At 57.7% G+C, this 21,034-nt stretch carries 18 protein-coding genes; 12 read left to right on the plus strand and 6 right to left on the minus strand.

The window, feature by feature from the left end; genetic code table 11:
• The 3 genes from N3G78_06040 to glpA all read right to left on the minus strand — a co-directional run.
• Nucleotides 1-707 (minus strand): 4Fe-4S dicluster domain-containing protein (locus tag N3G78_06040; GenBank protein ID MCX8117473.1); only part of this gene is annotated, 707 nt, incomplete at its 3' end.
• The gene (gene glpB, locus N3G78_06045) at nt 694-1,908 is read right to left on the minus strand and encodes an anaerobic glycerol-3-phosphate dehydrogenase subunit GlpB (protein MCX8117474.1); all 1,215 of its coding nucleotides are present in this window, start codon (nt 1,906-1,908) and stop codon (nt 694-696) included. The genes N3G78_06040 and glpB, both read right to left, overlap by 14 nt.
• Nucleotides 1,909-1,968: 60 nt before the next feature.
• Nucleotides 1,969-3,477 (minus strand): anaerobic glycerol-3-phosphate dehydrogenase subunit A, encoded by a 1,509-nt coding sequence (gene glpA / locus N3G78_06050; protein MCX8117475.1) that lies wholly within the window; start codon nt 3,475-3,477, stop codon nt 1,969-1,971.
• Nucleotides 3,478-3,657: 180 nt separating this feature from the next.
• Between glpA and N3G78_06055 the strand changes: the two genes are divergently transcribed.
• From N3G78_06055 to hutH, 12 genes are all read left to right on the plus strand, one after another.
• Nucleotides 3,658-4,785, plus strand: a complete 1,128-nt coding sequence (locus N3G78_06055) for an ATP-binding protein (GenBank protein MCX8117476.1) — start codon at nt 3,658-3,660, stop codon at nt 4,783-4,785.
• Between the two features lie 46 nt (nt 4,786-4,831).
• Entirely contained in the window at nt 4,832-5,266 is a 435-nt protein-coding gene (locus N3G78_06060; GenBank protein MCX8117477.1) for a PaaI family thioesterase, read from the plus strand.
• A 72-nt stretch (nt 5,267-5,338) separates the two neighbouring features.
• On the plus strand, nt 5,339-5,845 hold the full coding sequence (locus N3G78_06065; GenBank protein ID MCX8117478.1) for a bifunctional nuclease family protein: 507 nt from the start codon (nt 5,339-5,341) through the stop codon (nt 5,843-5,845).
• Nucleotides 5,846-6,054: 209 nt separating this feature from the next.
• Complete coding sequence (locus tag N3G78_06070) at nt 6,055-6,243, plus strand: helix-turn-helix domain-containing protein (protein MCX8117479.1); 189 nt, start codon at nt 6,055-6,057, stop codon at nt 6,241-6,243.
• Nucleotides 6,240-10,532 (plus strand): PAS domain S-box protein, encoded by a 4,293-nt coding sequence (locus tag N3G78_06075; GenBank protein MCX8117480.1) that lies wholly within the window; start codon nt 6,240-6,242, stop codon nt 10,530-10,532. Before N3G78_06070 ends, N3G78_06075 begins: the two co-directional genes overlap by 4 nt.
• A 108-nt stretch (nt 10,533-10,640) precedes the next feature.
• Entirely contained in the window at nt 10,641-11,813 is a 1,173-nt protein-coding gene (locus N3G78_06080) for an ABC transporter substrate-binding protein (GenBank protein ID MCX8117481.1), read from the plus strand.
• A 60-nt stretch (nt 11,814-11,873) separates the two neighbouring features.
• Nucleotides 11,874-12,731: a branched-chain amino acid ABC transporter permease gene (locus tag N3G78_06085; protein ID MCX8117482.1), complete on the plus strand. Its 858-nt coding sequence runs from the start codon at nt 11,874-11,876 to the stop codon at nt 12,729-12,731.
• A gap of 10 nt (nt 12,732-12,741) precedes the next feature.
• Nucleotides 12,742-13,632 carry a branched-chain amino acid ABC transporter permease gene (locus N3G78_06090; GenBank protein MCX8117483.1) on the plus strand — a complete coding sequence of 297 codons (891 nt, stop codon included), beginning with the start codon at nt 12,742-12,744 and terminating at the stop codon, nt 13,630-13,632.
• 2 nt (nt 13,633-13,634) lie between these two features.
• On the plus strand, nt 13,635-14,381 hold the full coding sequence (locus tag N3G78_06095) for an ABC transporter ATP-binding protein (GenBank protein MCX8117484.1): 747 nt from the start codon (nt 13,635-13,637) through the stop codon (nt 14,379-14,381).
• 1 nt (nt 14,382) lies between these two features.
• A complete protein-coding gene (locus tag N3G78_06100; protein ID MCX8117485.1) occupies nt 14,383-15,090 on the plus strand; it encodes an ABC transporter ATP-binding protein in 708 nt (235 codons plus the stop codon).
• A gap of 68 nt (nt 15,091-15,158) precedes the next feature.
• Complete coding sequence (gene hutU, locus N3G78_06105; GenBank protein ID MCX8117486.1) at nt 15,159-16,829, plus strand: urocanate hydratase; 1,671 nt, start codon at nt 15,159-15,161, stop codon at nt 16,827-16,829.
• Complete coding sequence (gene hutH / locus N3G78_06110) at nt 16,826-18,385, plus strand: histidine ammonia-lyase (GenBank protein ID MCX8117487.1); 1,560 nt, start codon at nt 16,826-16,828, stop codon at nt 18,383-18,385. The genes hutU and hutH overlap by 4 nt, the downstream gene beginning before the upstream one ends.
• On the opposite strand, the gene N3G78_06115 is transcribed toward hutH, so the two are convergent.
• From N3G78_06115 to N3G78_06125, 3 genes are read right to left on the minus strand one after another with little or no spacing between them, the layout of a single operon-like run.
• The gene (locus N3G78_06115; GenBank protein MCX8117488.1) at nt 18,377-19,054 is read right to left on the minus strand and encodes a methyltransferase domain-containing protein; all 678 of its coding nucleotides are present in this window, start codon (nt 19,052-19,054) and stop codon (nt 18,377-18,379) included. The two genes, hutH and N3G78_06115, sit on opposite strands and share 9 nt — an antisense overlap.
• A 49-nt stretch (nt 19,055-19,103) precedes the next feature.
• Entirely contained in the window at nt 19,104-20,420 is a 1,317-nt protein-coding gene (locus N3G78_06120; GenBank protein MCX8117489.1) for a TRAP transporter large permease subunit, read from the minus strand.
• Nucleotides 20,417-20,944, minus strand: coding sequence for a TRAP transporter small permease subunit (locus N3G78_06125; GenBank protein MCX8117490.1), 528 nt, complete (start codon nt 20,942-20,944; stop codon nt 20,417-20,419). Before N3G78_06125 ends, N3G78_06120 begins: the two co-directional genes overlap by 4 nt.
• Between the last annotated feature and the right edge of the window lie 90 nt (nt 20,945-21,034).

The raw sequence follows: 21,034 nt of genomic DNA on the forward strand, positions 1-21,034 counted from the left end.
TTCAAGGCCATCCTTTTTGCTCCTTCAAGGTCGCCGTTTCCGAGCATGGGGATCCCGCAGCATCCCTGGGCCGGCAGGACGACCTCGAAGCCATTGGCCTCCAGGACCTCCACGGTCGCCCTGCCCACATCCACCTCGTTGGTGTTGATGAAACAGCCATAGAAATAGGCGATTTTTTCCCCCTCGCAGGGCGACCGTTTCCTAAACCATTGCCTGAAGGTCGGGGATTGGAAGAAGGGAAGTTCTCTCCGGCGATCGATTCCCAAGAGGAGATGGAGGGTTCTTCTGACGATGCCGCTCCTCCAAAGCGGGTTGAGAACCCGGGAGAGCCTGGAACCCATCTCGCCAAAGAGGTAAGTATGGGAGAGAAGCCAATCCCTGAGAGGCCTTCCTCTCTCGTCGAGATGTTTGGCCCTGGCTATCAGGTTCATTTCGGAGATGGGGACCCCTGAAGGGCAGGCGAGATCGCAGAGGTGACAGCCGATGCAGAGGTCGGTCCATTCGCCTCCCGGATATGTTGAGGTTATTCGGAATCGCTCGGCCCCAGGTCCTGCCTGCTTCGGCCCCGGAAAGAAGGGGGTCACCCTCGAGACCGGGCAGACCGCCATGCAGGTGGCACAACGAATGCAGGCATCCGCTCCTCTCTTCGCTGAAAGGGCCCTTGTGGAATGTTCGGTCTTCGATCTGGAATGCTCATGGGAAGGCATACTTCGCTGCCCAATACCCTGTGACGATTTCAATCCCCTCTCTCGATTTTTCTTTAAGGAAATGATGGCCGGCAAGGAGGGTGCCAGCGATCCGGACGTTTTCAAGGACGATGTTTCCCCTCTCATCCAAGGGGCGAAAAGAGGCATCGGTTGAGATTCCCATCCGGTGAATCGGATGATCGTCGAAGAAGGAGGCCCCAAACCAATCCCTTGGGGAAAGAAAGGGGAAAACAGGGAGATGGAAGAGGGGTTCCCATACGCGATCTCGATCGGCCATCAACCCACCCCCCATAAAACGGCCCGTGGCAACGATATATTGTTCTGCCGTATCCAACCGGGTCACCGGAGGATGGCCGATTTCGATGCCTTCGCAACGTTTTCCTTTCAGGGTGGCCTTCGAAACCCAATGGCCCTGGAGAAAGGTCGCTCCCCGACGGATCAGCCACTCCTTGAAACGACCGAAGATTCTCAATCCGGGGATGGAGGGAGGGAGGATGGGAATCTCGAAGACGGCCACCCCGAGCCTCTTCTCGAGATCCCTTCTCGCCCTCATCGGATCGCGAATCCCCAAGACCGCGGGAAGCCCGACCATTTCCTCTCCCTTCAGCACGGCCTTTATTTCTCCGGCGACGAATTCCCGGAAGGGGGGCTGTTCCATCCACCTGGCCAGGGCAAGGGCCGAGACTTCGGTTCCGAAATCTCCCGGAAGGGGAAGAGTCGTTTGGCGGGACCCGTAGAGGTCAGCGAGGCGCCGGGGATGAAAATCTCTTAATCCTTTAAACCCTACGATGAGCGTCCTCTTCTCTCTGAGATGGATTCCCCTCATCAGGGTCGATGGGACGAGGTAGGTGGGCCTAAACGTTCCGGCCCCGGTAGGGATCAGGCTGTTCCTTCCGTCTCTCGCTTCAAAGGTGTAGGGCGGAGGAAAGAGGACCCCGAAGGAGGAGAGGGCCTCCTCGATCTTTTCCACCCCCACCCGGGCATAAGGGTGTTCAGGATGGTCATGGACCCAACCGTTCAGGGCTTCTCTCATCTTGCCTCCTTCCAGGGGGGTGCCGAGGAGGTCGATCGTATTGGAGAAGAGGGTGAGGCCGCCCATCCCTTTTCCCACGACCAAAACCTTCCTGCCTGCCTCGACGGCCGTTTTTGCCGCCATCAGTCCCGAAAGCCCCATCCCGATGACGATGAGATCGTAATGCATAGGCCCGACCAGGATCAGAAATCGGAATCTCGAAGTTGGAAAGGAAAATTACCCAATGCCTTAAAGGTTGAAGATTCCCTTGTAGATCCCCTCGATCAATTCCTCTTCTTTTAAGGCCGCTCCCCAGAGGATCGGCCGGATTCCTCTCCACCTCTCCTCGAGAAACCCTTTCAATATCCCGATGGAATCTCCATCGATCTTTCCCCTCTCGTGCAAAAGGCCCAAGAGTCGATAGACACAGAAGGCGCCCTGGCACGTCCCCTTGGCGAGCCGCGTCCGGTGGAGGATGTCCTGGAGGTTCTTCAGCTCTCTCTCCATGACCGCTTCTTCGATTTCGCCCTGAGAGACGAGCTCGCAATCGCAGAGGATTTCTCCGTGGCCAAGGGTTTTGAGCCGTTCGGCAAGGCCCGAAATTTTGAAAGCCTTCGGCAGGGGTTTCAGATGGGTGGTGCACGAGGCCGAAACCCCCATCTTCTGACAGATCAGGTCAGAGGTCTTTTCAGCCATCATTCGGTAGGTGGCGAGTTTTCCTCCCGTGATGGTGATCAAATTTTGGAGGCCGTCCCTCTCCCCATGATCGAGGAGGACGAAGCCCCTGCTAAGGGCACGGTCATCGCCCCTTTCTTCGGAGCGAAAGAGGGGTCGAATGCCGGCATAGGCGCGGAGGAATCGTGCCTCTTCTATGGCCGGGATCATCCTCGATGTCTCCCGGATCAGATGGGAGACCTCGGAGGGGGTGACCTCGAAATTCTCGGGATCTTCGACGCGCACCGATGTGGTCCCAAGAATGGAGACGGTATGGTTGGGGACGATGATATCCCCATCCGATGGAGGCCGACAGCGATTGATCACCCGGCGCGAAAGCCTCTGGTTCGTGATGAGCATCGACCCTTTTGAAAGGGCCATGGGAAGACGGAGGTTTAACCGTCTCAGAAAACCCTCCGCCCAGGCCCCGGTGGCATTGATGAGGAAGGAGGTTTCGATCTGATGCTCTTCACCGCTGAGAAGGTCTCGGAGGATGGCCCTCCGCACCCGATCCCCCTCCACGTGGAGGCGGGTCACCTCGGTGTGGAGGAGGGCCTTGGCGCCGTGGTCCTCCGCATCCCTCACGTTGGAGAGGACGAGTTCGAAGGGGTCGATCGCGGCGTCGGGAACCTCAACGGCGCTGAGAATCGCGGGGTTGAGTTCCGGTTCGAGGCCCAGGGCTTCGTCCCTGGATAGAAGGCGCGCGGGGAGGCCAAGCGCATCACAGGCCGCTAAAAATCGCCCTCGGAAATCGAGGCCGTCTTCGGGAAGGGTGACGAAGAGGCCCCCGGTCTCTTCGATGCAGTGGGAGGCGATCTTTTTAAGGATCTTGTTCTCGGAGAGACATTCCCGGGCCGCCTCTGGGTCGGAGACCGCATATCTCGCCCCGCTATGAAGTAGACCGTGATTTCTTCCGGAAGCCCCGGAGAGGAGATCTCCCTTTTCCACAAGGAGGCAGGGGATGCCTCTCAAGGATAAATCCCTCAAAATGCCTGCCCCTGTGGCGCCTCCTCCGACGATCAATACCTCGGTCGTAAACTTCATGTCCACCTCTTAACGAGATTTTCCATCCCCTGTCAAGGAAGAAGTTCTCATGCCGGCCCGAAAGAAGGAACTTCTCCGGAGGAGGGGCTCGATTTTTCTCCGTCGGTTTTTAAAAGAAGTCCTTGACTTTTTGAGGGGGCTTCATAAAATTCTTTTATCTGTCTCCGATCCTGGCGAACCATGGCCGAGCTCCTGCAGAACCGACATCCCCTGCTCGATTTGATCCATGTCGCCTTCATCCTTACAGACCTCCATGCGAGAATCCTCTATGTGAACCGTTTCGGAGAATCCCTGTTCGGCTATTTGAGGGAGGAGATCGAGGGGGAGAGGATTCGAATCCTCTTTTTTGACGAGGACCTGAAATACTTCCTACCCAATATCCTCTACCTGGCGATCGACAAGGCGGGTTTCGAGGGAGAGGCCCTTCTCAGGCAGAAAGATGGCAGGGGGGTCTTTGTCTACCTCAGGGTCCAGGCCTTTCAAGAAGGTGGGGAGAAGTTTCTGGCCTTCTCGTTCCAAGAGATTCAAAGGTTGAAGAGCCTGGAAAGGGAGAGGCTGGAGATGAGGCAGCAAGCAAACCTCGGATCGATGGTGGAGGAGATCGCTCATCAGATCAGGAATCCCGTGACCGTGATCGCGGGTTATATCCGGCGCCTTCGCAAAGCCTCCCTCACCACCGATCGGGTGGAGGCCTATCTACGGAGAGTCCTCAAGGAGACGGAACGGCTGGAGGAGATGATCCGGCGGGTGGAAGAGTTGATCAAGATGCCCCGGCCGGTCTTCCGAAGGGAGAAGGTCCTGGAGGTCGTCGAGGGGATCGTTCAGACCCTCTCGGAAGAGGCCAAAGCCAGGGGAATCTCTTTTAGGCTGGAAGAGGGTTCCCTCGGAAAAGAGGAAAGCTTCTTTGTGGATCGAGCGCTGCTGGCTCGGACCCTTTCCCACCTGATCGAAAACAGTCTCGAATCCCTCAAAAGGATTCAGGCCAAAGGGATTCGAAAGGTGATTAAGGTCTCCCTCTCCTGTGATGAGGAGACCGTTGAGATCACCGTTTCGGATCGGGGCGAGGGGATTGCCAAAAAGAACCTCCCGCGGATCTTCGAACCCTTCTTCTCTACCCGGCCCGAGCGGGTGGGATTGGGGCTCACCTTTGTCAAGAAGGCGGTAGAAGACCACGGTGGCACGGTCCGGGTCGAAAGCCGTCTCCACCGAGGTACGACGGTCAAGCTTACCTTTCCGAAAGACCGTCGGCGTCCTATCCGAAGAGGTTGGATTTCTTCGGAGGCCCAGGGGGCAGCCGCCTCCACTTGAGCCAGCGGGTTAGAGGGCATTCTCTTTTTCAGGGGGGAGACTCTCGATGGATTTCAGGACCAAAAAGGCCTTTTTCGACGAGGTGAAGCGGGAACCCCTTGCCAAGAAACTTGGCATGAGGTTGGTGGATGTCGACGAGGGCTATGCAAGGGTGGAGGTGAGGTTCACTCCGGATTTGGAGAACCTCTTCGGCATGGCCCATGGAGGCGCGATCTTTGCCCTGATCGATGAGGCCTTTGAGATTGCCTCCAATTCCCATGGAACATTGGCGGTGGCCTTGAGCATGAGCGTCACCTACCTCTCTTCGCCGACCCCGGAGAGCCTGTTGATGGCGGAGGCGAAAGAGGTTCATCAAACTCAAAAGACGTCCCTTTACGAGATCAAAGTGTTTGACGAAAAAAACAGGCTCATCGCTTCCTGCCAAGCCCTTGCCTATAAGAAGGGCATCCCCCATCCCTTCCTGAAATCGGAAAACGAATAGAACCCCTTTCTTTGGGTTGACATCTTTCCTGGACAGGTTAAAATTGGTCTATCTTCATTAGAGGACCAGACTATGGGGCTTGACCAGGAACTCTTAGAGATGAAGGTGATGGGGATCGTCCTCGATTCGAAGTCTTCGAACCCTGTTGTTGTCTTGACGGATCTTAACGGCGAAAAGGCCCTGCCCATCTGGATCGGCGTCTTTGAGGCCGAGGCGATTTCGAGAGGCCTCGAAGATACGATCACCCTCCGTCCTATGACCCACGATCTTCTCAAGCAGATTCTCGATACCCTCCACACCCCTCTCCTCCGGGTGATCATCCACGATCTCAAGGAGAACACTTATTATGCCCATCTCTATTTCGAGGTCGACGGAAAGGAGAGGGTTGTGGATAGTCGACCGAGCGACGCCATTGCCCTGGCCGTGAGGGTTAAGGCTCCCATTTATATCACCCGTTCCGTGCTTGAGGCGACGAAGAGTTTGGGCCTCCTGGCTTCCCGTCTCCTCGAGGAACAGGATGAACTGAAGGCCATTATCGAAAACATGACGCCCGAGGATTTCGGCAAATATAAGATGTGATATTAACCCCCTCGGCCCTGAGCAAAATCTATCCAGAATCGAAAGCCTGTCAATTTTGACCCCAGCCTCCCACCCCAACACCCGCGCGTTGAAATAGACTTTCCTTTTTAAATTGTAAAGTTACGGACGAAAAAGCGAGACTTCATTTTTTGGCCTACCTTTTGCAATTAATCAATTGAGGAAAAGTGTGAGAAAGAGGGGGCAAATCGATGTCTTTATCAAATAGGGATCAAGTCCTGACAACCGAGGATGCCATTCGATACCTCAAGATCTCCAAACCCACCTTCCTGAAGTACGTCCATACCGGCAGGATCAAGGCCATAAAGGCGGGGAAAGGGTGGAGGGTCCTCCTTTCGGAGCTGAACCGGTTTTTAAGAGGGGAGGAATATCGAAGATGAAGGCCTTCTGGAAGAGCATCACCTTTAAGTGGATGGCCTTTTCGATCCTCCTGGCCACCATCCCCCTTGCCATCGCAGGGACCAAGATCATCCAGTCCTACCAGAGAGATTTGAAGCATTCGATCATCAATCTCCAGAAGGAGAAGGCGACCCGGGTGGTCGAGAAGACTCGGGGCTACCTCGAAAAGACGAGGGATAAGCTACAGTCCATCTCAAAAGAGGCGCCCTTATTAAGATTGGGCATGTCGCATTACATCAAGGATTATTTCAAACATTTTCTCTTAACGGAAAAGGATATTATCGAACTTGCCCTTTTGGACGGGGACGGTTTTGAACAGCTTCGGGTTTCGAGACAGAACGGGGAGGAAAGGCCTACCCGAAAGGATCTATCCATGAGCCCGGTATTCCAGAGGGCTTCCAAAGGGGAAATTTATTATGGAGGGTTTCATTACACCCCTGAGGGCAAGCCTTCGCTGATCATCGGGATCCCTCTTCGGGGGTCCCAGGGGGAGCCGGTCTGGGTGGTTAAAGGCAAGGGCCATCTCGAGCCATTAATCGACCTCCTGAGACAGATGAGGATCGGGGAGAACGGCTCCACCTATGTGGTCGACCATGAAGGTTATCTCATAGCGACCAACCAAGATCAACGGATCCTTTTGGGACCTTTTGTGGATTGGGTTCTGTCCGGGAAGGAGGGGAGCCTGGAGTTTGAGGATCAAAGAGGTCGAAGATTCCTGGTGTCCTATGAACCCATCCCTGAATTGAAGTGGGGGGTCATCCTCCATGTGCCCCTGGAAGAGGCCTACCGACCTCTGCAGGAGGTCACCTGGACCGCCCTGAAATGGATAGGGATTGCATCCGCCTTCGCCTTTCTCTTCAGCCTCTTTCTCACCCGTCGGTTTACGGCCCCCATCAAATATTTGTCCAGAGAGATGTCCAAGGTCTCCGGGGGCAATCTGGAGGTCCAGATAAGGCCCTCCACCAATGACGAAATAGGGGAGCTGACTCATAACTTCAACCGGATGATCTTCGCGTTGAGACAATCGCAGGAATCGATCCAGGAGGCGAAGAAGATCTACCAGGCCATCTTCGAAAATTCGAAGGACATGATCTATATCACCTCCAAAGAGGGCCGGTTCCTTGATGTCAACCCGGCCGGGGTCGAGATGTTAGGATACGGTTCCAAAGAAGAGCTGATGGGGGTGGAGGTCCGAGAGATTTACCGGGATCCTGAGGAACGAGGCCGTTTCCAGGAGAGGATCGCCGAAAAAGGGTTCATCAAAGACTTCGAAGTCCAATTGAAGAGGAAGGACGGAACCCTTCTCGACTGTCTCATTACCGCCACGGTGAGAAGAGGACAGGATGGGAGGATCATCGGGTATGAGGGGACGATCAAGGACATCACCGACCGGAAACGGATGGAGGAGGAACTGTTCCGCAGAACCCGAGAGCTTGAAACCCTCTATGAACTGAGCAACCTGGTCAACGAGAGCCTGAATTTGGAGCAGATGATGCCCTTAGCCCTCGAACGGGTATTATCCCTTACCGGATTCGAGATGGGGACGATTTACCTCCTCAGCGACGATGGGGAATGGCTGGAGTTGAAATACCATCACAATTACCCCCGCCATTTGGCCGAGACGGTGAGAAGGCTCAAGGTCGGGGAAGGGGTGGCGGGAGCTGCGGTCCAACGGAAAGAGGTGGTCATCTGCCCGATCGAGGAGTATCCCTCCGCACGGATCCTGCCCAGTTTGATTCAGGAGAAGGTGAAAATGCTTGTGGGAATTCCGCTGATCTCCAAAGGCAACGTCATCGGAGGTTTCTGTCTGACCAGCCGGAAAGCCCACCTTTTCGGAGAGAGGGAGGTTCGTCTCTTACAGAGCGTAGGAAACCAAATCGGCATGGCCCTCGAGCATGCCCACCTTTTCACCTCCGTCTCCAAAGCGAAGGCCGAATGGGAGGCCACCTTCGATTCGGTCACCGATATCATCTCCATCAAGGACCGGCAATTCAGGGTCCTTCGGGGAAACCGGGCTTTTTTCAATCGTTATAGAATGAAGCCGGAGGACGTCGTGGGACGGAAGTGTTACGAGGTCCTCTACCATCGAGACCTCCCCTGCGAGGGCTGTCAGGTGAACGAGACGTTCAAGACCCATAGGCCGTCTTTTCGGGAATATTGGTCCGAACTTTTGAAAGGGGTCTTCGAGAACTTCACGTTTCCTGTTTTTGACGAGTCCGGGGAAATCGTGGCGGCGATCGATATGATGAGGGAGGTCACCGAAAAGAAGAGGCTGGAGAAGGAGAAGGAGGTGATTCACCAGGTTTCCAGAACCTTGGCCTTAAGCCTGGATATCCGGGAGGTTTTCAAGGCGGTCCACAAGGAATTGAAAGAGGTTCTCGGCAGCGATCGAATGGTGGTGACCCTTTTCGATGAGGACGGAGAGCGTTTCCGGATCTTCGCCAGGGATGGGGAGAATGAGACGGATGGCCTTCAAGAGGGGAAGGCCTACCCCCTGGAGGGGACCCCTCTACAAAAAGTGGCCGAGACAGGATTCCCCGTCCTCGTCTCTTGTACCGTGGAAAATGAGGACGGATACTGCCAGCCCCTGGCGAAGGAGGGGGTGGGTTCGATCCTGGTCTATCCCCTCGAGTCTCAGGGGAGGATCTTCGGAACCCTCACGTTCGGGGCCAGGGACGTCAATCATTTTTCCGAGAGACATCTCACCATCCTCCAGCAGCTCGCCCCCGGATTATCCATTTCTGTTCAGAACTCCCTTCTCCTGGAGGCCATCAAGGGTTCCGAAGAGAAATATCGGCGCGTGGTCGAAGGGGCTCTTGATGGCGTGCTGCTCGTGGGAGAGGATTATCGGATCAGGTTCGTCAACGGAAGGCTTGCCGAAATCCTGGGCTACACCGTGACCGAATTGATGGGCATGGATTTCCGGCGGCTTCTCGATGAAGAGAGCAGGGCCCTCGTCGAGGACCGCTACCTTCGGCGACAGGAAGGGGAGGAGGTCCCTCCGCAGTACGAAATTAAGGCGATTCGAAAGGACGGGACGATTCGGCATGTGGAGATCAGCGCCAATCTCATGAGGGATTCGAAGGGGGCGGTCCAGACCATCGCCTTCGTCAAGGACGTGACCGAAAAGAAGAAGATGGAGGAACAGCTCCTCCAGGCGGAAAAGCTCCGGGCCCTGGGAGAGATGGCGAGCGGCGTGGCCCACGATTTCAACAATGCCCTGGCCTCCATCCTCGGAAACACCCAGCTTCTCCTTTATACCGTCAAGGACGAGGAGGTTCGGGAGACGTTGAAGACGATCGAGAAGGTGGCCAAGGACAGCGCCCAGACCGTCAAAAGGCTTCAGGAGTTCACCCGTAGGAAGGCCCGGGAGGAGCTCTTCAAAGTGGACCTCAACCCCGTCGTCCGGGACGTCATCGAGATCACACGACCGAGGTGGAAGGACGAGGCCCAAAGGAGAGGGATACCGATCGACGTGCGGTTCCATCCCGAAGAGGTCCCCACCGTCTCCGGCCATGCCTCGGAAATGCGCGAGGTCCTCACCAACCTGATCCTCAATGCCATCGAGGCGATGCCCGAGGGAGGTAGGATTGAGATTCGGACCTATCAGAAGGCCACTCGGGTTTGCCTCGAGATCACCGATACGGGGATCGGCATGACCGAGGAGGTGAAGAAGAGGATTTTCGAGCCCTTCTTTACGACGAAGCCTTTCACCAATTCAGGCCTCGGGCTGAGCATGTCCTACGGGATCATCAAGCGGTTTGGAGGCGAGATCGAGGTCGAGAGCCAGGTCGGTTCGGGGACGACCTTTAGGATCCTCCTTCCGGTTTCGGAGGAAGGGATCGAGGAGAGGGCCTCCGACCCCGTTCCCCGGGAGATGCCTTCTGCCCGCATCTTGGTCATCGACGACGAAGAACCGGTCAGAAATGTCCTCTCCAAAATCCTCTCCCAATTCCACCACCGGGTGGTGACCGCACAGAGCGGTGAGGAGGGGGTTCGAATTTTCGGGGAGGATCGATTCGACATGGTCTTGACCGACCTGGGAATGCCCGGTCTTTCCGGCTGGGAGGTCTGCCGCCGGATTAAAGGGGTGGACCCTTCCGTCCCCGTGGGAATGATCACGGGATGGGGACTCGAAATCGAAGAGGAAAAGAGAAAGGAGTCCGGCCTCGATTTCATCCTCACCAAGCCTTTCGAGATCAAACAGGTGTTTCAGGTGGTCTCCATGGCCTTGAGAAAGAAGGGCCCCAATCTTCGTTCCTCCCCTTGACCCGCCCTCTTTTTTCTTTTATAGATCGATGGAAGGTCTTTTCCAACGCTTCTCCGATGGAGGGAGATAGGGGAAAAGGCGAATCGAGGTTTTCTGAGGAGGGGTGTTATGAAAAAGTTCACTTACATAGGATTATTTGCAGTCATTCTCCTTTCCATCCTTACCTCTGCACAAGCCCAGGAGGCGATCCGGATCGGGTTTTTTGCCCCGATCACGGGGCCGGCCGCAGCCGACGGGATGAGCGCCAAAAACGCGGTGGAACTGGCCTTGAAGGAGGTGAACGAGGCCGGTGGCATCCGCGGGAGGAAGGTGGAGCTGATCATCTACGATGATCGGCTCAACCCCCAGGAGGCCGTGGCGATCGCCAACAAATTGATCGAAAAAGACAAGGTCATCGGTGTGGTCAGCGGTTCTTACAGCGGTCCCACCCGGGTGACGGCTCCCATCTTTCAGAAGGCGGGGATTCCCATGGTGGTCGGCTATGCGGTCCATCCCGATGTGACGTGGGATCCGAAGGAGAAGAAACCGAACGACTTCATCTTTCGAAACGGGTTCCTCGGAGAGGTCGAGGGGGCTGCGGCAGCCGAGTTTGCGGTCAAACATTTGAAGGCCAAGCGGATCTCCATCATCTCCATGGACAACGATTTCGGAAGGGCCATCTCCGCGGGGTTTGCCGAGAGGGCAGAGAAGTTAGGATCGCAGATCCTCACCAAACAGATGTATAAATTCCCAGGGGAGAAGGACTTCCGGCCCTTCCTCACCCGAATCAAAGAAGGAAACCCGGACCTGATCTTTGCCGCAGGGTACTACAACGAGGCGGCCTCGATCGTCCGCCAAGCCAAAGAGCTCGGCATTACCACGCAGATCCTCGGTGAAGAGGGTTTCGACTCCCCGAAGTTTTTAGAGATCGCAGGCCCGGCGGCTGAAGGCGTCATCATTGCCACCAACCTCGACCGCGACGACCCCAGGCCGGTCGTCCAGAACTTCTTGACCAATTATCGGAAGGCTTATAACGAGGATGCGGATATGGTGGGCGCCTCCAGCTACGATGCCTTTATGATCCTCGTCGATGCGATCCGCAAAGCCGGAACCGATCCCAAGGCGATTCAGAAGGCCCTGCTTGAGACCAAGGACTACAATGGCTTGACCGGAAAGATCAGCCGGTTCGTCCAGGGTGAGGTGATTAAGCCCGTTCAAATCCAGATCGTCCGGGGCGGCAAATTCCGAAGGCTTGCCGTGATCGATAACCCCGAGGTGATCCCCCCGCCTCCGAAACAGTAGCTGAAAGAGGGGATCGCCCCCCGGAAGGCCTCGATCCCCTCCCTTTTTGATATACCTCTTATGCTCATCCAGCAACTCGCCAACGGGATCGCCATGGGGAGCGTCTATGCCCTTGTCTCCTTGGGCCTGACCATGGTCTATGGCATCCTCCGGATCCTCCACGTGGCCCATGCAGGGGTCTATGCCCTGGGCGCCTACATCGGCCTCTTCTCCTTCAAGCTCACGGGAGATTTCTGGGTTTCGTTGCTGATCGGGATGGCAGGGTCAGCCCTTGCAGGCTACCTCATCGAGCGCCTCCTCTATTCGCCCCTCCTTCATCTGCCGAGGATTGCGCCCCTTATCGTCTCCATCGGCCTCTTCATCGCGATGGAGGAGGCCTTCCGGATCATCGCCGGCCCCCATACCCTCACCTACAATGCCCGGATCGGAATCGGGGACGTCTCGATCGGAAGCTTCCGTCTCACCGAGACGCAGATCCTCATCCTCCTGGTGACCTTTGGGGCCCTGATCTTCCTCTGGGTCTTCCTCACCCGGACGAGGACCGGCCTGGCCATGCGGGCCTGTGCCCAGGATGCTGAAACCGCCTCGGCCTTCGGCGTCAACGTGAGGGCGATCATCGCCATCAACTTCCTCTTCGGGTCGGCCATGGCCGGGGCTGCAGGCGTCCTCATCGGCGTTTACGACAATCAGGTCTGGCCCACCATGGGCGCGATTCCGGCCTACAAGGCCTTGGCCATCGTCGTCCTTGGAGGGCTGGGAAACATCCCGGGAACGGTGCTGGCTGCCCTCGGCGTAGGGCTGGCCGAGACCTTCTTCATCGGCATCTTGGCCATTCCTTTTCCGAGGGATGCGGTGGCCTTCATCGCGATGATCCTGGTGTTGATGTTCAAGCCTTATGGATTGTTAGGGAAGGGGTAACCCTGAGATGATCAGCGGCTATCTCATCACCATCCTCATCACCCTCCTGATCTATGCCATGCTGGCACACAGCCTTAACATCATCACCGGCCAGGCAGGCCAGATCTCCCTCGGCCATGCGGCCTTCATGGCGATCGGCGCCTACACCTCGGCCATGCTTTACACGGAGGCCGGTTTTTCCTTCTGGTTCAGCCTCCCCCTGGCGGGCCTCGTGGCCGGAGCGATCGGAGCCCTTCTCTCCATCCCCTGCCTGCGAGTCCGGGATGACTTTCTGGCCATCACCACGATGGGAATCGGCTTTGTGGCGGAGGCGGTTTTCCTCTATACTCCTTTTTTCGGAGGCGCCATGGGCATCGGGGGGATCGATCTCCCGAAATGGTTTGGCAGGGAGATGACCAAGCCCGAATATTTCTTGCTCATCGTCGTGGTCTTCGGGCTTCTCCTCCTCTTGGATCACCGGTTAGGGCGATCCTGGATCGGTCTGGCCTGGGCCTCCATTCGCGAGGACGAACTGGCCGCGGGAGCCCTGGGAGTCCACGTCGTCCGATTTAAAGTCCTCGCCTTCGTCTTGGGAAGCGCAATTGCCGGCCTCGCGGGAGGGTTTTACGCCCACTTTTTGAGCTTCATCATGCCCCAGAATTTCGGCTTCGGTCAATCGATCGCCATCCTCTGCATGGTCGTCTTCGGCGGGATCGGAACACGTTGGGGGCCGATTCTGGGCGCGGTCATCCTGGGCCTACTCCCCGAACTCTTCCGACCCATCATGGAATATCGGACCCTACTTTACGGGCTGCTCCTTTTGGCGATGATGCGGTTTCAGCCCGGAGGTCTCCTCGGGGAAGAATCGACGATCCCAAAAACCCTGAAGCGGTTCTTTCTCCGCCGCAGGGGGGGTGAGTGACGATGCCCCTGCTCGAAGTCTCGAATCTCGGCAAGGAGTTCGATGGACTGAAGGCCCTCGACGGGGTCAGTTTTTCAGCCGAACCCGGAGAGATCCTCGGCCTCATCGGACCCAACGGCGCGGGGAAGACGACCCTTTTCAATATCATCACCGGGATCTTTCCCCCCACAGCGGGAGAGATATTCTTCCAGGGAAAGGCCATCCACACCCTCAAGACCCACGAGATCAGTCGGCTTGGAATCAGCCGGACCTTTCAGATCGTCCGGCCTTTTCAGAATCTCGATGTGGAGACCAATATCCTGATCGCCCTCGGGCACGCCTCCTATCCCTCCCTGAGAAGGTCCTTGGGACTGTGCCGGACTCCGGATCATCTTCGGGAGGTCCAGAGGTTGATCGATCGAACCGGCTTAGGGCCATTCGCCGGTCAGTTGGCGAAAAACCTCCCCCTCGGGATTAAGAAACGACTGGAGATCGCCCGGGCCCTGGCCCTGAAGCCCAGGCTGCTCCTTCTGGACGAGCCCTCCGGGGGGCTTCGTTTCGAAGAGTCGGTTCAATTGATGGGGCTGATCCGACAGATCCGGGAGGAGGGGATCGGGGTGTTGCTCATCGAACATAACATGCAGGTGATCATGGATCTCTGCAAGAGGATCGTGGTGCTCGATCATGGGACGAAGATTGCAGAAGGCTCTCCGGAGGAGATCCGTTCGAATCCGCTGGTGATTCAGGCCTATTTAGGAAAGGAAGCCTGAGATGCTCGAGGTGCGTCAGATCGAGGTGGCCTATGGCGAGTTCTTAGCTCTCAAAGGGGTGAGCTTTACGGTGAGGGAGGGTGAACTGGTCACCATCATTGGAGCCAATGGAGCGGGAAAGAGTACGATCCTTCGGACGGTCATGGGTCTGGAGAGGTGCCGAAAAGGGGCCATCCTCTTTCAGGGAGAGGAGATCACCGGGACTCCTTCCCATGTCCGGGCGCGGCTGGGCATCAGCATGGTCCCGGAGGGGAGGAAATCCTTTCCGGACCTCACCGTGGTCGAAAATCTGCTCATGGGCGGTTATATTGAGAAGGACCGGAAGAAGCTCCAAAACCGGATGGAAGAAGCTTTCCAGCTCTTTCCGGTGCTCCGGGAGAGACAGAATCAGGTGAGCAAGACCCTGAGCGGAGGGGAACAACAGATGCTGGCCATCGCCCGGGCCCTCATGTCGAAACCCAGGGTCATTTTGATGGACGAGGTCTCCTTGGGGTTGATGCCGATCTACGTGGAGGAAACCTTTAGGGTGATCCGGGACCTTCATCGTCAGGGCGTGACGATCCTTCTTGTGGAGCAGAACGCCCGAAAGGCCCTTTCCGTGGCAGACCGGGGTTATGTGCTCGAAACGGGAGAGGTGATCTTGAGCGATACGAGCGAGGTCCTCGCCAACCACCCCCTGGTGAAGAAGGCCTATCTCGGGGGAGCATGAGGGGACCTCTCTTTTCGAGGTGAATTATGGAAAAGACGAAAGTTGGGGTGAAAGAGAGAGAAGAGACGATGGTCGGCGTTCAGGTGGGGATTCGGGCACCGAGGGGAACCCAATTGACCTGCAAGAGCTGGCAGACCGAAGCGGCCTTGAGGATGCTGATGAACAACCTCGATCCGGAGGTGGCCGAAAAGCCGGCCGAGCTGATCGTCTACGGAGGCTCGGGCAAGGCCGCACGAAACTGGGAGGCCTACCACCTGCTGGTCAAATGCCTCATGGATCTGGAGAAGGACGAGACCTTGCTTGTGCAGTCGGGCAAACCGGTGGGAATCTTCAAAACCCATGAGGACGCGCCCAGGGTCCTCATCTCCAATGCGATGCTCGTCCCCCACTGGGCCAACTGGGAGAAATTTAGGGAACTCGAAGAGCTCGGGCTCACGATGTATGGTCAGATGACTGCCGGCAGCTGGATCTACATCGGCACCCAGGGGATCCTTCAAGGGACCTATGAGACCTTTGCCGCTGCGGCAAAAAAGCACTTCGGCGGGTCCCTCAGGGGTAGGCTCGTCCTCTCCGGAGGGCTGGGGGGGATGGGCGGGGCCCAGCCCCTTGCGGCCACCATGAACGAGGGCGTTTTCATCGGCGTGGAGGTGGATCCGAATCGGATCAAACGCCGCCTCGAGACGGGCTACCTCGATGTGATGACGGACCGGCTTGAGGATGCGCTCATCATGGCCCTGAGCGCAAAGGAGAAGGGGATGGCGAAGTCGATCGGCCTCGTCGGAAATACGGCCGAGGGGCTTCCCGAAATCGTGAAGAGGGGGATCATCCCAGACCTCGTCACCGACCAGACCTCCGCCCACGATGCGCTCAATGGGTATGTGCCGGCGGGCTTGGGCCTCGATCAGGCTCTCGAACTCCGTAAAAAGGATCCCCAGGAGTACATCCGGAGGTCGATGGAGTCGATGGCAATTCATGTCAGGGCCATGCTCGACTTCCAAAAGAGAGGGGCCATCGTCTTCGACTACGGCAACAATCTCCGGGCCCAGGCCTATCAGGCAGGGGTGAAGGAGGCCTTCGATTATCCGGGGTTTGTCCCGGCCTTCATCCGGCCCCTCTTCTGCGAAGGCAAAGGCCCCTTCCGATGGGCCGCCCTTTCAGGAGACCCTGAAGATATCTACAAGACGGACGAGGCGATCCTCAGGACCTTTCCCGACGATGTCTCCTTGACCAGGTGGATCCGTCTGGCAAGGGAGAAGGTCAAATTTCAGGGCCTGCCTGCACGGATCTGCTGGTTGGGCTATGGTCAGAGGGCGCGCATCGGCAAGGTCTTCAACGATATGGTGGCCAGGGGGGAGTTGAAAGCCCCTCTGGTGATCGGAAGGGACCATCTTGATAGCGGCTCGGTGGCCTCGCCCTATCGCGAGACCGAAGGGATGAAGGACGGAAGCGATGCCATCGCGGACTGGCCCATCCTCAACGCCCTTCTCAACGTGGCTGCCGGTGCCACTTGGGTCTCGGTCCATCATGGCGGAGGGGTGGGGATCGGTTATTCCATCCATGCGGGCATGGTCGTGGTCGTGGATGGGACGAAGGAGGCGGAGCGGAGGCTGGAACGGGTCCTCACGACCGATCCCGGTACAGGCGTGATGCGGCATGCCGATGCCGGCTACGAGGAGGCGATCGAGACGGCCAAAGAGAAGGGGATCAAGATTCCAGGCATAACCCTCTATCAGAAATGAAGACCCAGAGAGGAAACGAAAAAAGGACAAAGACCATCGTACTGGACGGTCACTCTCTCAGCCTGGAAGAGGTTCGGGAGGTGGCCGAGGGAAGGGCGATCGTCGAGATTTCTCCCGAGGCCGTTGAACGGGTCCGGCGATGCCGGGAATTTGTCGAGCGGGCCCTGGCGCAGGGCGAGAAGATGTACGGGGTGACGACGGGGTTCGGCCTCCTTGCCGATCAGGTGATCGATCACTCCCAGATCGAGGCCCTTCAGAGAAACCTCATCCGGAGCCACTGCGTGGGAGTGGGGCCCTATTTCGACGAAGAGACGACGCGGGCCATCATGCTGCTTCGGGCCAACGTCCTCGCCAAGGGCCATTCGGGGGTTCGGCCGGAGGTCGTCCAGACCCTCCTTGCGATGATCAACCTCGGCGTCCATCCCTTGCTCCCGGAACAGGGGTCGGTGGGCGCAAGCGGAGATCTTGCCCCCCTGGCCCATTTGGCCTCCGTGCTCATGGGAGAGGGCGAGGCCCTCTACCATGGGAAACGGATGTCGGGGAGGAAGGCCATGGAGAAGGCCGGGATTCCCATCCTCACGCTGAAGGCCAAAGAGGGCCTCTCCCTGATCAACGGCACGCAGGTGATGACCGCGGTGGCCATCCTCTCCCTGTTGCGCGCGGAGCGGCTCTGCAAGATGGCCGATATCATCGGGGCCTGCACCCTGGATGCCCTGAAAGGCAGTTTCCGGGCCTTTGACCTCGATATCGACCGGGTCAGGCCCTATCCCGGCTCCTTTGCCGTCTCGAGGAACTTCAAGAAGCTGGGCCAGAGGGACGAGATCGCCGAGTCGCATAAGTCCTGTTCCAAGATCCAGGACGCCTACTCCCTGAGGTGCATCCCCCAGGTCCACGGCGCGGTGAGGGATGCCTTGGCCTTCGTCCGGAAGACCCTCGAGATCGAGGTCAATGCCTCGACCGACAACCCCCTCATCTTCCCTGATAAGGGCAAGATCCTCAACTGCGGAAACTTTCACGGAGAGCCCGTGGCCTTCGCCATGGACCTTTTGGGAATCGTCGTCTCCGAGCTGGGAAGCATCTCGGAGCGGAGGATCGAGAAGCTGATCAATCCCGCCCTCTCCGGGCTTCCCGCCTTCCTCACCACCGAGGGAGGGCTCCACTCGGGGCTGATGATGGTGCAGGTCAGCGCAGCCTCCCTCGCCTCGGAAAATAAAGTGCTCGCCCATCCGGCAAGCGTCGATACCATTCCCACCTCCGCGGACAAAGAGGATCATGTCTCCATGGGGACGATCGCCGCAAGAAAAGGCCGTGAGATCGTCCGAAACGTCGAACACATCCTGGCGATGGAGCTCCTCTGCGCCACCCAGGGATTGGAGTTTCACCTCCCCCTTCGGCCGGGATTGGGGATCCACGAGGCCTACCGTGCCGTCCGGGAGAGGGTCCCGGCCATCAAAGGGGATCGACGGTTCAGCAAGGACATTCAGGTGATCTACCAGATGATCGCCTCGGGAGAGCTGCTTCAACGGGTCGAGAAGGTCGTGGGGGAATTAGATTAAGACCTCGAAGAAGAGACTGGACTCGTCCACCTCTTGGAGGGTGATCTCCCTCTGGGGGCCGGGAAGCAGGGCGAGGAAATCCGCAGGCCCATAGGTCGTCGCCCTGAACCCATCGCGGCAGACGATGACCCCGTCACGGGTGAGGCCCCAGTCGATCTCACCGATCAGCCCCGCCTCCGCCTGTCGGACAAACCACTCCAGTCGGTCTTTCCAGAACTTTTCGGAATAGCTCGAGAAGAGGACCCTTCCTCCGACCCGGGTGATCCGGAGGCTCTCCCGCAACAGCTCCTTCGGATCGACCTTGAAGGCCGAGATCCCGTTCTGGATACAGACGACCCGGTCGAACGATCGATCCGCAAAGCCAAGGCAGGCCGCATCCATCTGAAGGAGGAAGCAGTGGGAAAGTTGGGCGAGACGCTCCCTGGCGAGCCTCAGACTGGCCCAAGAGGTGTCGATGCCGACGACCTTTCTGGCCTTCTGCGCCAGCCTTTCGAGGACCCGGCCGTAACCGCATCCCAGCTCCAGGACGAGATGGGAGGAGTCGATCTGGCTCAGGACGTGCTCGATTTCGGCCTCCAGATATTGCTTCACCCTTGGAGGAGCGATGTCGTAGCATTGTCTTAATCGTTCGCCCGAAAGTTGGGTGGTGTAGTACCGATCCGGAGGCAAGGGGACCCTCCTGTCCGAGAGGTCCGGGGTTTTTCTACGCCTCTTTCATTTAACTGAAGAGCAGCCCCGGGAGCCAGGTCGCAATGGGAGGGAAGAAGAAGACCAGTGCCAGTCCGATCATCTGGAGGATCATGAAATCGATCATGCCCCGGTAGATGTCCTTCAGTTCCCATTGGGGAGCGACGGCTTTAAGGTAGTAGGCGGCCATCGCCACCGGCGGCGAGAGAAAGGCGGTCTGAAGGTTTACCGCGACCAGCGTCGTGAACCAGAGCAGGTCCATCTTCAACTCCTGGACGACCGGGAGAAAGATGGGGAGGAAGATGAAGACGATGGCCGGCCATTCGAGGGGCCACCCCAACAGGAAGATGATGAGCATGACCAAGGCGATAAGCCCCAGGGGAGGGATCTGGAGGCCGAGGAGCGATTTGGCGATCATCGTGCTCGTCCCGAGGCGGGTGAAGACGGCCCCGTAAATATTGGAGGCCATCCCCAAGAAGAGGATCATGCTGGAGGTCTGGAGGGTCTTGTAAACGGCCTCTTTGAGGGTCGACCAGGTCAGGCGGCGGTAGGCCAGGGTCAGGAGGAGGGAGGCCGTTGAGGCCATGGCCGCAGCCTCGGTGGGCGTCGCAAGCCCGAGGATGATGCTCCCCAAGGCCGAAAAGATGATGAAGGCCATGGGAAGGATGCCCGACATAAATTCACCCACGATCTTTCGGCTCGAGGTGAGCCGCTGCTCCGGCGGAAGGGGGGGGCCAAGCTCGGGGTTGAGATAGCTTCTGATCATGGCATAACTGATATAGAGAACCGAGAGCAGGAGGCCTGGAAGGATCGCCGCGCCGAAGAGCTTGACCACCGACACTCCGGCCACCGGGCCCATCACCACGAGCATCACGCTGGGGGGGATGAGGATGCCCAGCGTCCCTCCAGCCGTGATCGTCCCTGCTGAGAGCCTCACGTCATACTTGCTCTTCATCATGGCGGGAGCCGCCATAATGCCGATCACCGTGACCGAAGCACCGATGATACCGGTGGCGGTGGCAAAGATCGTGGCGGTCAGAAGGACGCCCAGGTAGAGAGACCCTCTCACCCCACCCAGCAGGTGCTGGAAGGAGGTGAAGAGGCGTTCCATCAACCCCGCCTTCTCGAGAAGATGGCCCATGAAGATGAAGAGGGGAACCGCCGCCAGGGTCTCCTCTTTCATGACGCCGAGGGTCTGATAGACCATCAGGGGGAAGACGGTTTCTCCGAATCCGATATAGCCGAAGACGATGGAGAGGATGATCAGGGTGAAGGCGATCGGAAACCCCGCGAAGATGCCGACGAGAAGGGCGGCCAGAAAAATCAACCCTAACTGCTCGGAGCTCATATCCACTCTCCCTTCAGGGCGGCGTGGAGGCTCTTAAGAAATTCGGAGACGCCTTGAATCATCAAGAGAAGGGCGGTCAGCGGGATGACGGTCTTAAAGGGGTAGAGCGGGGGCCGCCAGGGGCTGAGGTCCGACTTTTCGAGGATCGCCCAGGAGTGGATCGTCACCTCCAGCCCGGAGATGAAGAAGAAGATCATCCCCGGAAAGAAGAGGAAGAAATAGGAGATGACGTTGACCCATCCCTGCTTTCTCGGAGACCAGCGATCGTAGAGCATATCCGTCCGGATGTGGCCGTTGTTTTTCAACGTGTACATCGCGCCCAACATGAAAAGGGTCCCATAGAGCATGTAGGAGATATCGAAGGCCCAGACGGTGGGCGACTTGAACCCGTATCGGGCGATGACCTCGTAGGTGAGGCTGAAGACGAGAGGGAGGATCAACCATCCCACAATCCTTCCTGACCATTCTCCGATGGCATCGATGGTGCGTATTACCCTTTGTAGGACTTTAGGATAGGAATTCATACGAAGCCCTCCCCTCCCAGGAGCTTCGCCTGACCCGGAAAAAACCCTCCGCTCCCCTCTGAAGGGGGAGCGGAGCTTCGGTTTTGGCCA

It is taken from the genome of Thermodesulfobacteriota bacterium (assembly GCA_026415035.1).
Lineage (GTDB): Bacteria > Desulfobacterota > BSN033 > BSN033 > UBA1163 > RBG-16-49-23.